Here is a 14759-nt window from a genome sequence, read left to right as displayed (position 1 = left end):
TGAATAAGATTTACCATCCTGGATTTTGTACTAAATCGGGGTTTCTTTCTAATTGAGGAAGGGGTACTGGCCAGAGATAGTGTCTTTCAGGGTCAAAAACCCTGTCAGTTAACGCAATAATAAATCCATTCTCATCTGTCCTTAAATTATCAGCCATTGCAGGATTTGGTAACCACTTCACATTGGTTCCTTTGACGTCCGATGCTAATAATTCTCCCTGTTTCCAGCGTTTAATATCAAAGTATCGCTGACCTTCCAGTGCTAATTCAACTCTTCTTTCCCTTCTGATTTCCTCTCTTAGATCTAATCCATTAGATTCCAAATCAGCCAAAACCATAGGTTGCATTGCTACTCTTTCTCTTAATAGGTTGATGGATATATCCAGGTCTTCCTGAGATAAAACTCCCTGTTCAAATCTGGCTTCAGCATACGTTAATAAAACCTCCGCATAACGCAGTAAATGAATATCATTAAAATCACGATTATAAGTTGGTACTGCAGAAGGTTCTGCATATTTCGTAAAATAATACCCGGTCAGGGTTACAGCACCACGTCCATCAGATTGAAATTTCGGGACTTCAAAAATTTCTGGATTTTCATTATTTTCCCGGCCATCATAACGACCACCCCATTCAGAACCTGGTTCTAAAATAGTTTGTGTCATTCTTGGATCTCTATTTTCAAAAACGTCTTCATAAGTTTCAACACTATATAAAGGCGACTTATCAATTGGTAATCCATCAGCCATTAAATAAGAATCTACCAAGGATTTGGTTGGGTTCCATCGAATAACCTGATCGGGAACGTGTATTTCCCGGCTAAGATTATGCATAGCTTCATCCTCTAAAGATAGCCTGGCAATAATAGTTTCTTTGTTATTACCATTGGCAAGTTTTCCTTCATAAGTAAATAAATCATAGTAATCACTTTCTGGATTTCCGGTAGAATACAATTCATAAACCCCCATATCCATTACTCTTTTAGCAGCATCTTCAGCAACATCGTATCTTTCATTATACAATGCCATCCTGGCTTTTAATGCAAGGGCTGCACCTTTATTCATTCTACCCAGATTTTCTCCTGAAGGTATCTCTTCAGGTAGGTACTGAGCAGCATCTTCTAAATCATTGAGTACAAAATCCACTACTTCCTCTTTAGGATCTCGAGGTATCATAAGCTCATCAATATTAAGTGGCTCTGTTACTAAAGGCATATCGCCCCAGAACTCTGTTATATAAAGGTACATTAATGCTCTTATCACCCGTACTTCGGCAGCATATCTCTCAGCAACCAAAGGATCATCAACTTCTGCTTTTTGATAGTTAGCCAAAAAGGAATTAGCCTGGCGAATCCCGCGATATTGTGTGGTCCATTCTGTATTCAGGGTATTTAAATCTGAATTGTAATTTCCACTTCCTATACGTTGATACTGGGTTGTGGAAGGCCACAAGGTATTGTCCCCCATATTTTCCTGGTCAACAGTATTCTTAGCTTTCACATTGGCATATAATGCATTCGCAGCCAACCTAAGGTGTTCTTCGTTCTCCCAAAAGGTTTCATCAGTTAGTTCATCATTTGGTGCTCGATCCAGAAAATCTTTTTCACACCCTACTAAGCAAAACATGCTCAGTATCACACTAAATACAACTATTTTCTTCATCTTTTTTTACTTTAAGTTAATGTTTAGACCGATAGTAAATGTCCTTATCTGTGGATAAAAACTTCCACTACTTACGGGAGATTCAGGATCGTAACCGTCAAAATAATCAGTAAACGTCAGTAAATTTTCGCCCGACACATACGCTCTTAAACGATCTACTCTAAATCTGCTTGTAAAATTCTCCGGTAGTGTATATCCAACCTGAACATTTTTCAATCTTATATAAGACGCGTCTTCTAACCAATAAGTAGATAATCTTTGATTATAAGATTGTTGATAGGTCAATCGGGGATAGGAGGCATTTGTGTTTTCAGGCGTCCATCTATCCAAATGAACAGCTTGTGGAATAGCACTTTCAGAAATTAACGCATGACGCGCCGTTCCCGTCAGTAACCCGTTCACTTTTCCTACACCTTGAATAAATACACTTAGATCAAAATTTTTGTAGTCAAAATCTCCACGGAAACCATAGGTATATCTTGGAATATGACTTCCAATAACTTTCCTATCATTAACCAAGTCTACTTCTCCATCTCCATTTAAATCTTTATAAATTAAATCTCCGGGCTGTACCGGGTCCCCCTGGATATAAGGGAAGTTTGGAATATAAGTATCCGAACCTGCATCATAAGTGAAATCAGATTCTTGTGCTATCCTATCGGCTACTAAACCATAAAATGCATCTAGTGGATCCCCTACCCTTCGAATTCGGTCTCCAATTGTAGGTTCAGTCCCTCCAAGATCAGTAACCTCGTTACGAACATCGGAGATGTTGAAATTCAAATCATAATTAAATTCTTTTATTTGATCTCTCCATCCCAGTTCCAGTTCCCAACCTGTATTTTCTACAGAACCGGCATTTTGATATGGGTAAGCAGGACCTCCAAAAACGTCTGGAATAGGTAATCTCAATAAAATATTGTTGGTATTATTCTCAAAATAATCTGCCGTGATGTTTAATCGATTATCTAAAAAGCTAAGATCTAAACCAACATTTAATTTTTCAGCAGATTCCCAGGTTAAGAGTTCATTCCCAACAGCCGTTTGTCTATAACCAATGGTTACAGCATTTCCTATTGGCATTGTACTTACCGGTCCAAGAACATCCATAAATGCCCAGTCGGCAATCCTGTCATTTCCCTGGGTTCCGTAAGAAGCACGAATTTTCCCAAAATCCAAGATATCATTTTCTAAAAATTCTTCTTCAGTAAAAACCCAACCTAAAGAGGCGGAAGAGAACAAATTCCAACGAACATCTTTAGCAAAACGAGAAGACCCATCATATCTAAAATTTGCTTCGGCTAAATACTTGTCTTTAAATGCATAATTTAATCTTCCAAATACAGATTGTAAGGCATTTTGTGCATTACCCCCACTATTTCTTTGATTATCGGTTCCTAGATTAATATGGCCCACAGAAGTAGACGCTACATCAGTTCTTGATGCCGATAAATCATCGTTTATGGTTTCCTCCTGGGAAACCCCTAATAGGGCCTGAACACTATGATCTTCAGCAAAGGTTCTATCAAATTCGGCCGTACCAACAAAGGTCTGGTAGGTACCTTTATAACTACTTGTTGTAATCTGACTCGGGTTATTAATCTGCCAAACTAGATTACCAGTATCGGCATCATAATAATTTACAGTTCTATCAAATACATTTCTTCTTGAGTTGTATTTCACCAAACCATACCTTCCGCGAATTTTAAATCCATCGAAAATTCTTATTGCTGCGTCAACATTGGCTGTGAATTCCTCAGAAGTAAAATCATTAGTTCCCGCTTCATACGCCGTAGCTACAGGATTACTTGAACCTCCTATATATCCCCAACCTCCATTTGTATTTCTAACAGGAACCAATGGTCTGACAGTAAGAGCCTGGTAAAGTGGGGCGAATCCCTGAGAAGATCCGATATAATTTCTGTCAATATACCCGAGGTTGGTATTTAATTCAATCCTATCTAATAAAGTAGTACTTACCTTAGCTCTAATATTGTGTCGTTTGGCTTCAAACTTATCACCTACTACTAAACCACCTTCTTTAAGTAACCCATAAGAGAGATAGTAATTAAGATTTTCTTCCCCTCCATTTACACTCAGATTATGACTTTCTTGCGGAGCATAGTCTTTGTACACTTCATTTACCCAGTTAGTATTCGCGTAATAATTGGGATCTGAACCATCTCGAGCGATTTGAATCTCTTCTTCAGAATAAGTAGGGTTTCTACCCACATTGATTTGTGACTCATTTAACAACTCCATATATTCGGGAGAACCAAGTTTTTCGGGAATAGCTGTGGGACGCTGCATACCGTAATAGGTATTATAGGAAAGGGTAGGTTCTCCCCCTTTACCAGATTTTGTAGTCACAACAATAACTCCGTTCGCACCCCTTACACCATAAATAGAGGAAGAAGCGGCATCTTTTAATACAGATATACTTTCTATATCACTTGGGTTTAATATATCTAAATTTCCACCCGGCACCCCGTCTATAACTATTAAGGGAGAAGCATTACCCCAGGTTCCAATTCCACGAATCCTGATATCGCCGGAATTATTACCAGGAGCTCCGGAAGCTCCTGTAACAGTAACTCCTGCCATTGAGCCCTGAAGACCAGAACTCACATTAGTAATAGGGCGATCTTCCAGAGTTTCTGAATCGACCTGACTTACCGCTCCGGTTAAATTAGCCTTCTTTTGTGTACCGTATCCTACTACTACTACTTCGTTTAGACCTTCAGAACTCTCTTCTAAAACTATTTCAAATTCAGTTTGCCCATTTAGCATAATCTCCTGAGTTTGAAAACCCAAAAAGGAGAAAATCAAAGTAGTATTTTCATCATCTGTAACACTAAATTCAAACTCACCTTCCATGTCGGTAACGGTACCATTAGAAGTACCATCTTCTGCAACGGTTACCCCTGGAATAGGTAATCCCTCGTCATCTAATACCCTTCCGGATACTTCTCTCTCCTGAGCAAAGCCCACCCAGCTGAAAAGGGTACAAAGTACTATAAGTACCTTTTTAATGTTTTTCGTCATAATTTAATTTTTAGTTTTTAGTTATTCATATTGGTTAATTTTTAGAAGGCTTCAAATGTCGGCTTAATTGAATCTCATCCTAAAAAGTTGATTTTAAATAATTATGAAAAAATCATTTCAAATCAGTTAACTAAAGATGTCTTAGGTTAATATTTCACCCCAGGGCCTTTACCCCTCGTGAATCTTAAGCGCAACTTTTCCGTTAACCTGTTTTATTTTTTCATTTGAAAATGAAAAATTTTCTGTCCGCTGATAGAGAACTACTATACATTCTAAAGCTTTTTAATTTTTATATTCCTGAACCAGGTATAGCTGCCGTGATCCTGTAAGCCAATTAGACCGGATTTTGCCGTACCGTAATCAGGAAAATCTTTCCATTTCCCTTCTTTTTTTCTTTGTTCCCATTCTTCTGACCAAGGCTCAAATTCCACCGTCTTTTGACCGTTTAGCCAGTAAGTAACTTTATCCTGAGTAAACCTAATTCTTGTGGTATTCCATTCTCCCACTTCTTTAAGATTATCTTCATCATACTCAGGGTCATACATCCCATAATCTGCCCCAATAGATTGCCAGGGTTTTAATTCCTGAGGAAAACCTTTCTGATCAATAATCTGATATTCGGGAGCTGCATAATACGGGGAGTCATAGGCTTCGTCTTCAACTACGTGATAAAACACCCCACTATTACCTTCCTGCGATATCTTCCATTCCAAATACAGTTCAAAGTTTTCAAACTTCTCTTCTCCGTACACGATATCACCACCTATATCACCACCTTTTCCCAGGGATTTTAAAGTTCCATTTTCTACGACCCAACCCTCTGGAAGACCATCTGCATTTTTCTCATTAAACCCCCGCCAGCCTTCAGCATTTTCCCCATCAAAAAGATATTGCCACTGCTCATCTCTTTCATTGGCCGCTATAGTTTCTACATTATCCTTTTCTTTTATTTCTGTTTTATCTGAATCTTTACCTTCATTTTTACAAGCCACCAGGCACGCAAGAGTAAATATGCTTAGTATTATTTTTTTCATTTTTATATTTTAAAAGGTTATACTATTTTCATTTGTTCTGGATCCCACTGAATAAATTTATTTTGTCGATAACTGTCATTGCATAACAATGCAGGTGCAGCAGCTCTAAATCCGAATACAGGATCTTCTACTACGGTTCCGCCTGTTCTAATAGCATGGAAAAAATTAGCGAAGTGATCGTAATGAGCGCCCTTATAACCGCGTTCAGCTTCGTAAAAGGTATTGGAAGGGGGTAAGATCTTTTTTCGATAGCTACGGGTCATACTTTCTTCAGATGCCTTCTCTGCCGTAAATGGATCATTATCATTCGAAGCCGTGTTTTGTTTAAGCATAACATCGTCCCAGGTAACATCCATGGATCCTTTACTACCCACAATTTTTAAATAAGTACTTCCACTGGTGCCATCTACGAAATTACAGCGTAAAGAAAGATTGAATGCCGGGTGGTTATCGGTATCTGGATAATCAAACATTCCCATTAATACATCCGGAACTTCTCTGCCGTCCTTCCAATATCTTAATCCACCCGTAGCTGCTACTTTGTTTGGGCCATAAGAACCCGTTATAAAATGAAGGCTTGAAAAAAGATGTACGAATAAATCACCGGACATCCCGGTACCATAATCGGTATAGTTTCTCCATCTAAAAAAACGATCTTCATCAAATGGTCTTTTGGTAGTAGGCTCAATAAATTTCTTCCAATCTACTGTTTCCTGGGAGGCATCATTAGGAATAGGATATTGCCACGCCCCTAAAGGAGAGTTTCTGGCCCAAAATCCTTCCGCATAATTAATTTCTCCAATTGCACCTGCTTCCAGTAATTGCTTGGCTTTTTCATTACCAAGAGAAGAAAGACCCTGGCTCCCAACCATAAAAATTCTTCCCGATTTTTCCCACGCTTTAATTACCTCATGCCCCTCCTCTATAGAATGGACCAACGGTTTTTCACAGTACACATGTTTACCTGCCTTTAAAGCATCAATACTGATTTTTTTATGCCAATGATCTGGCGTACCAATTATCACCGCATCAATATCGTCACGCCTAAGGATATCTTCGTACTTTTTGGTAAGGAACAGGTCACTACCCCATCGTTCTTTGGATTCTTCCAATCTACCCTCATATAAATCACAAACGGCAAGTAAATTAATATTGTCATGCTTTAGAGCGGTATTGGTATCTGCAACCCCCATCCCTCCAGCTCCAATTAACGCTATAGCTATTGGCTTGGTGTTTCTTTTAGTTTCGATTCTATTAAGAAAATTTAAGGGTTTTCCTTCTGAGGCAAAAACTGAAGGGATAATGGCCGCAGTGGCTCCTGCTACCCCCAGTTTTTTTATAAAAGAACGTCTATTATTCTCCATAGTTATTAGATAGATTTAATTTTTTAACTGCGTAAATCTAACTAAGGAAGAAGTAATGTTAGGGGTAATAAATGGGGTAAAAAATGAAGAAATTTCTGATTTATTTAACTATTTTCATAAATTCCGGCTCAATAGTCTCGTTGTAATAGCTTTCGTAAAGTTTTTTATAGTTTTCAACGGTTTTTTTTGCGGAACCATATTTTTCCTGTTGTAATAAACAAGAAACTTTTTTCCTAACTGCAGGTTCAAATAAAGGATCTACCACCAAAATTGCTTCAATAACTTCAATTTTTTCAGCGCTATTTAAAACTTCATTTTCAAGAAATGGACTTAATAAGTCCAATACCCTGGAATTATATTCGGCTTTAATAGCATCCAGCCACTCTACCTCTACCTGGGGTAATAAAGGTCCTTTCGAAACAATTCTGGCAAATTCAATAGCCTGAACCTCAGAATGAATTTCCTTTTCTGATGACCAAAAATCAGGTAGTATTTTATTTAGAGTGAAGACATCTATTTTACCATTTTCTGCAATTTCAAGTTGCCATTTCTTTTCGTCAAACAAGATTTCAGATTCAAGCTGTTTCTCTAAAATTTTTCTTAATTCCTTTATTTGAGTACTTCTGTTATTTTTTTTGTTTTGAGCAGGAAATCCAGGCCAAAGGATATCACTGAGTTTTTTGGAAGTAATTCCGCTATCCTTCAATGTAAATAATAAGATCAGGATTAATAGTTCTCGGCGCTTTGGAGAAAACTTAGAAGTAATATCTTCTCCATTCAAGTTCCACACCTTAAACCCATTTAATAAGTTAATGCTGTTTAGTTTGATATTTTGATGAATTGGAGCCAGGGCTTTGTCCTCCAGGGTCGGGGTTTCTTGTTTTGCTGTGGGCTTTTTTCGGAAAATAAAGAATGCAGGGATTATTAGAATCAAAAAAAGACCGGATAAATACAACCAATTATCGGCAAGGAAAGAATGATGATTATCATCCGTTTTCTCCAAATAAACACTTTTGATTTCATCATCACTTAATGCTCTATCCCATATTTTTAAATCACTCATTAGCCCGGAATAGTATTGACCCCAGAGATTTGTTCCTATGAGTAAAGCATGATCGGTCTGTCGAATATCCGAAGCAGCTATCTCCTCTACCAAACTCCCGTTTACATACAAATAAAGCTTTTGTTTTGGCACATATACAAAAGCCACATGAGTCCACTCCCCCTTTTTTATTACACGCTTTGATGTAGTATGATCTTTAATTCCGGTAGTAGTAAATTGTAATCTACCAAAATAAATTTTAGCTGAGAAGGCTTCCCCTTTACCAATTAAACTAAAACTTCCATCTACCTCATCAGGTTTTATCCAGGCGCTAATACTTATTTCTTCTAGCCACTCCTCCGGTTTATTCCTAATATCTATGTAACTCGAGGCACCATTAAAAATACTGACGCTTTTTTCTCTATTTATATCTTCTACAAAATCTATATCTGTTGGAGTACTTTTGTCAGTCCGATTTGCCAGATTATTAATTTCATCCTCCAGAGGTAAGGAGTATCTTAACCTTTCCCCTAATTCATATTTTATGGCGCGAAATGTTTTAGGGCCGGAGATTCTTGTATTCTTATCGGTAAAATTGTAGATGTCAGGAGAAAACATAAATCCCCTTTTTTGCGGTGATAAGGTCGAATCACTGGTTCTAAAGACACCACAGGTTTCTAAATGGGGGAATTCTTTCCAACTTACATTATTTAATTCTTCATTATTATATGTAACCTTCGCTCTATATACTGGCTCTTTATAGTACTTCTCTTTTAAATATCCTATATCCGCTATATAAGGAGATACAATAAGATCCGGTACCACTCCCTTCGTATGTAATAAATCTTGCAGAAAAAAATCGATCTCTTTTTTACTTTTTAAACTGTCTGTATTAACGCGGTTAAATTCTTTACAAAGTCCTAAATCAGTAAGGGAATCAGGCTGATAAAGGATATTATTAAATCGTTTATTTTCTACAATAAACAGCTTTATTTCTTCTGAGGATTCAAAAAGATTACTGGATATTTTTAATGTGTCCGGGGAAATATTCTGTAATTCTTTCGGCTTAAAATCATGTATAAAAAGAATCTGCTTTTCGGAAGTAAATAATGGCTTCAGACCATTAAAATTGCTTTGAAATTCAGGTAGGGTTTCAATAAAAAAAGCATTATATCCTTTTTGTAGATCACCTGGAAAATCAGAACTTTCTGGTTTTGAAAGCCACAAGGAATCAGGGTGTTTGTTTTGCCCCCAGCTGCAAACACTCCATAAAATAGCAACTAAAATGAAGAATCTCATCATAGGTTTTTAAACAGAGGTTAAAGTGGGAGAAAGTTAGTAAAAAAACTCAGAGTTTTGGTTCGACAACCTAATGCACATCCCATTTTATTTATAAGCTCATCGTCTCTAACATTTAAGAAACAAAATTTAATTTCTGAAGTAAATTTTTAGGAATCCATATCAAAAAGAAAATGCTCATCGTATGAGGATGGGCATTCTCAACTATAAATTTTAATGGATAAATTAATCTACTATTTATCTTGTGGAACAATCCTGTACTCGTGGGTCTGCGTAAATATTCTTCCAAACATATCTTCAACTTTTACTTCAATAGTATGAACTCCTTCAGCTAATTTCGTTGGAATCTTTGCACGCCATAGGTGTTTACTTTTAATAGGATTAGATGGTCGTCTACCGGAAAACAATTCTTCGGTTAAATCCCATTCATAAACCATAGCTACGTAAGATGGATCATAATCTTCTACATATTTCATAACTGACCACGATCCGTCATCAATTCGGTATTCAACTTTATCATTTTCGCTTCCCATAAAATAATTAACATAAATACCTGCCTTGGTATTTTGGTCCTTAGCCACTACTCTAGGCGAAAATATCTGCATTTTATAATCTTTGGACTCACCTGCAACCTGGTAATCTATGGTGTATTTATTATCCTTAAAATTTATAACTGCATACCCCTTAGGTGTCCCGTCACGCATAGTTGATACTGGAATACCATTATCATTGAGTTTACCGGAATACCAATCCCCACTAGTTGTTCCCACGTTAAAATGGTGATGGGGGTTTTCTCCGTGCCAGCCGTCATCTTTATTAAAGAAATCCTGTTTCTGAATATGGGTATGTGCCGAGAGAGAAAGAGTATTTGGGAAATCTTTTAATATTTCAAACAGTCGTTGCCTATCCTCATTCCTAAAAGCGTCTCCATTAGGTTCGCTTAATGGAATATGGAAAGACAGAACAATTAAATGATCTTTGGGAACATGTTTTAAGTCGTTTTCAATAAAGTTAAGTTGGTCTTCCCTAAAACCTCCCCAATATCCTTTATTATCCCGCGGATCCGGGTATAATATATCATCCAGGACAATAAAATGTACCTTACCATAATTAAAAGCATAATTAGAAGGACCGAAAAACTTTTCAAAAGTTTCATCACTATGCTCATCCCTATCCACATCAAAATTGAGATCGTGATTACCCAAAACATTATACCACGGTAGTTCTATTTTTTTTATTACCTGGATATATGGATTAAATAAATCTAAATTATTTCCTACAAGGTCTCCCAGCGAAATTCCAAATAATATATTTTCATTTTTATTTACCTGGGAAACCAGACCTTTTTCAAAATAACTCACTTGATCTTCATTATACACCTGGGGGTCCCCAAATATCAAAGCTGAAAAATTTTCTTTTTCATCGTCGTTTTTAATTAAAGGGAAATCCAATTTCCTCGGTAAATCACTCGTAGCTTCAACCCCTTCATATTTTAGATCTGGTGAGCCCTTGGGTTTATGGTTATAATAAAATAGAGGTAAATTATTTTCGTTTACTGGATAATCATATCCAGAAGGTTTGATTACGGAAATGATAAAATCGTTGGAGGCCTGTAATTTATATTTTCCCTTTTTGTCTGTAAGCACTACATTTTCGCCATTGGTTACGGCAACATTTGGTATTCCTGCTTCATTGGAATCCAGCTTTCCGTTACCGTTTTTATCTTCGAAGATAGTGCCTGTTGCGTTTTGCGCTATTACCAACCCAGGGATTGTAATTAATAAATAAGTAATAAGTTTAAAAATCTTCATGCTAATCTATTTTGAGGTGTAAATTTCAGTTTTAAATTGAAAGCTATTATTTATAAAACGTAATCAAAAGGTTATATCTTCTAATGAATGTATGTCATACCTAAGATGTCTCCAGATATTTTCTCTCTTAGATTTCAGCTTAGGAGGTTTCAGTAGTTTCATTTGGAGGTCAGGATTTATCCAGCATATAAAACGAATTAATTCTTATCATATCATTGTTTTTGGGTCTATTTGTCAAATTCTTACTACATCAAATAAACAAACAAAATAATTTAAAATCAAAAATAAGTATAAAAAATTACTTTTTGTTTGTTTTAGTTTCATTTTGATAATATATTTGAAACAGAATATTAGTCAAAATAGAATGAAAAAAACAAATACTCGTGAGAATTCGGATAATGATTCTTTTAAAAGAGATCACATACTTTCTAAATTAGACCTTTCTAAAATTTGGGATGTAATAATTATTGGCGGAGGGGCAACAGGACTGGGGACAGCTCTGGATGCCAGCTCAAGAGGCCTTAAAACATTACTTTTAGAGCAGGCAGACTTCGCAAATGGGACGTCGAGTAGAAGCACAAAGCTTGTACATGGAGGAGTAAGATATCTAGCGCAGGGAAACTTAGGCTTAGTTATGGATGCCCTGAAAGAGAGAGGGCTAATGATTAAAAATGCACCTCATCTTGTAAAAATGCTACCTTTTATAATTCCAAGCTATAAAGCCTGGGACAAGTATTATTATGGAATTGGCTTAAAGATTTATGATTGGATGGCAAAAAGTTTAAGATTTCAAAAAACTAAATTCTTGAACAGAGAGGAAACTTTAAGCCATTTACCAAACATAAATAAAAAAAACCTTAATGGAGGAGTTCTTTATTTCGATGGGCAGTTTGACGATACACGTCTTGCAATAAATTTAGCCCAAAGTGCAGCTGAGCAGGGGGCCAATCTTCTTAATTACTTTGAAGTAACCGAACTTAGCAAGGATGAAAACAAAAAAATAACGGGTGTAAAAGCAAAAGATATCGAAAGCGGCAACGTGTATAATTTTAAATCGAAAGTTGTCATCAATGCCACGGGGGTTTTTGTAGATAACATTCTTAAGATGAATGATTCTTCGAAAATCCCGTTAGTTAAGGCAAGCCAGGGAATTCATTTAGTGTTAGATAAATCTTTTATGAAAAGTGATCACGCGCTAATGATTCCTTCAACTTCAGATGGAAGAGTATTGTTTGCACTACCGTGGCACGACCATCTTCTTGTAGGAACTACCGACACCCCTGTAGAACAGCACCTTTTGGAACCAAGTGCCCTTGATAGTGAAATAGACTTTATATTAAACAATCTTGAAGAATACCTAACCAGGAAACCATCTAAGAAAGATATTTTAAGTGTGTTTGCGGGTTTGAGACCATTAGTGCAGCCTAATAAAGACAAAGGAACTAAAGAAATTTCCAGAGATCATAAACTAACGGTTTCCAGATCTAACCTTATAACGATTACCGGGGGAAAATGGACTACCTATCGTAAAATGGCTGAAGACACCGTTGATTTCGCTATTGAAACGGGGAATTTGAAAAAATCACCCAGTAAAACTGATCATTTAAAAATACACGGTGCTACCCAGAAAGTAACGGGGAATCATCTAGATATTTACGGTAGTGATGCAGACTTAATTATGAAATTAGCCGAGGAGAATCCAAAACTACAGGAACGACTTAACCCAGAATTTCCAGTTCTGAAAGCTGAAGTGGTATGGGCGGCAAAGTATGAGATGGCCAGAACAATAGAAGATTTTTTAGCCAGAAGAACGCGTTTGTTATTTTTGGATGCAAGAGCAGCTATTGATGCAGCTGAAGAAACGGCAATAATCATGGCTGATGTTTTAGGAAAAGATTCTTCCTGGCAAAATCACCAGATAAAAAATTTCATTAAAATGGCACAAAATTACTTACCCGAACCTTATAACCCAGTAAATAGAAAATCCCAAGAAATAGAAACCAAATAATTATGGAAAAGTATATACTATCATTTGACCAGGGAACCACGAGCTCCAGGGCTATTATATTCAATAAAAATGGAAGCCCGGTTTCTGTTGCGCAGAAAGAATTTGAGCAAATATTTCCAAAACCTGGCTGGGTTGAACATGATCCAGGAGAAATTTGGTCTTCCCAGATCAGTGTCGCTGCGGAAGTAGTTTCCAAAGCTAAACTTAAGTCAGATGATATTCAGGCAATAGGAATCACCAACCAAAGAGAAACCACGGTGGTATGGGATCGTGAAACAGGAGAACCAGTATATAACGCCATAGTTTGGCAAGATCGTAGGACCTCTGACTATTGCGATTTTTTGAAAAAAGAGGGACACGAAGAGATGGTAAGAGAAAAAACCGGTTTAGTTTTAGATGCTTATTTTCTCGCTACCAAAGTCAGGTGGATACTCGAAAACGTTGTAGGGGCTAAAGAAAAAGCCAAAGCAGGAAAACTGGCCTTAGGAACTATTGATTCCTGGCTGGTTTGGAATTTAAGTAATGGTAAAGACCATATAACGGATGTAACAAACGCTTCTCGAACCTTACTCTATAATATTCATACCTTAGAATGGGACGAGGAACTATTAGCTTTGTTTAAAATTCCAAAAAGCATGCTTCCCAGAGTTTGTGATTCCAGTGGAGATCTATCTATGACTTCAGGAGAGATTTTTTCGAAAAAAATTCCCATAACCGGAATTGCAGGTGATCAGCACGCCGCTCTATTTGGACAAATGTGTACCGAAAAAGGAATGGCAAAAAACACCTATGGTACTGGATGTTTTCTTTTAATGAATATTGGTGATAAACCCATAATTTCAAAAAACAAATTGGTTACAACTATTGCCTGGAAAATAGGGGATAAAATAAATTATGCTTTTGAAGGAAGCATCTTCATTGCTGGGGCTGTAGTACAATGGTTACGGGATGGAATGGGATTAATTTCATCTGCTTCAGAAATAGAAGCATTAGCTGCAAAAGTAGAAACTACTGATGGACTTTATCTTGTACCCGCCTTTGCAGGTTTAGGCGCTCCTCACTGGAATCAGCACGCTAGGGGTACTATTGTAGGAATTACCAGGGGAAGCAACCAAAGTCACATTGCCAGGGCTGCCTTGGAAAGCATAGCATACCAAACCTATGATGTAGTAAAAGCTATGGAAGCTGATAGCAAAATAAGTATTAAAGAATTAAGGGTAGATGGCGGGGCTACGGTGAATTCCCTTTTGATGCAAATCCAGGCGGACATTCTGAATACTCGTATCTTACGGCCTGAAATCACGGAAACTACCGCTTTGGGAGCAGCTTATTTAGCCGGATTAGGTGCAGGAATATGGAAAGATATAGAAGAAATAAAAGCAAAATGGAAAGTTATGGAAAGTTTTAACCCTAATGATAAAATCCCCTTGAAAGAAATGCTAGAGGGTTGGCAACGTGCTATAAACACCACTAATTGTTGGTCTAAAAACTAAAAT

General features: G+C 37.0%; 8 protein-coding genes. 2 read left to right on the top strand and 6 right to left on the bottom strand.

Going from position 1 to position 14759, the window contains the following annotated elements:
* Positions 1-10: 10 nt before the first annotated feature.
* The 6 genes from BM084_RS09245 to BM084_RS09220 form a co-directional block, all read right to left on the bottom strand.
* The gene (locus BM084_RS09245; protein WP_093304455.1) at positions 11-1660 is read right to left on the bottom strand and encodes a RagB/SusD family nutrient uptake outer membrane protein; all 1650 of its coding nucleotides are present in this window, start codon (positions 1658-1660) and stop codon (positions 11-13) included.
* 6 nt (positions 1661-1666) lie between these two features.
* Positions 1667-4705, bottom strand: a complete 3039-nt coding sequence (locus tag BM084_RS09240) for a SusC/RagA family TonB-linked outer membrane protein (RefSeq protein ID WP_075325029.1) — start codon at positions 4703-4705, stop codon at positions 1667-1669.
* A 272-nt stretch (positions 4706-4977) separates the two neighbouring features.
* Entirely contained in the window at positions 4978-5739 is a 762-nt protein-coding gene (locus BM084_RS09235; protein WP_093304453.1) for a 3-keto-disaccharide hydrolase, read from the bottom strand.
* A gap of 17 nt (positions 5740-5756) precedes the next feature.
* The gene (locus tag BM084_RS09230; protein WP_093304451.1) at positions 5757-7103 is read right to left on the bottom strand and encodes a Gfo/Idh/MocA family protein; all 1347 of its coding nucleotides are present in this window, start codon (positions 7101-7103) and stop codon (positions 5757-5759) included.
* A 100-nt stretch (positions 7104-7203) separates the two neighbouring features.
* Complete coding sequence (locus BM084_RS09225) at positions 7204-9447, bottom strand: LamG domain-containing protein (protein WP_093304449.1); 2244 nt, start codon at positions 9445-9447, stop codon at positions 7204-7206.
* 230 nt (positions 9448-9677) lie between these two features.
* Complete coding sequence (locus BM084_RS09220; protein ID WP_093304447.1) at positions 9678-11255, bottom strand: calcineurin-like phosphoesterase C-terminal domain-containing protein; 1578 nt, start codon at positions 11253-11255, stop codon at positions 9678-9680.
* A gap of 364 nt (positions 11256-11619) precedes the next feature.
* Between BM084_RS09220 and BM084_RS09215 the strand changes: the two genes are divergently transcribed.
* Positions 11620-13263: a glycerol-3-phosphate dehydrogenase/oxidase gene (locus tag BM084_RS09215; protein ID WP_075325034.1), complete on the top strand. Its 1644-nt coding sequence runs from the start codon at positions 11620-11622 to the stop codon at positions 13261-13263.
* Between the two features lie 2 nt (positions 13264-13265).
* On the top strand, positions 13266-14756 hold the full coding sequence (glpK, locus tag BM084_RS09210; protein WP_093304445.1) for a glycerol kinase GlpK: 1491 nt from the start codon (positions 13266-13268) through the stop codon (positions 14754-14756).
* Positions 14757-14759: the final 3 nt, after the last annotated feature.

The sequence above is a fragment of the Salegentibacter agarivorans genome, assembly GCF_900113135.1.
GTDB lineage: Bacteria > Bacteroidota > Bacteroidia > Flavobacteriales > Flavobacteriaceae > Salegentibacter > Salegentibacter agarivorans.
This window is presented reverse-complemented; position numbering and strand designations above follow the sequence as displayed.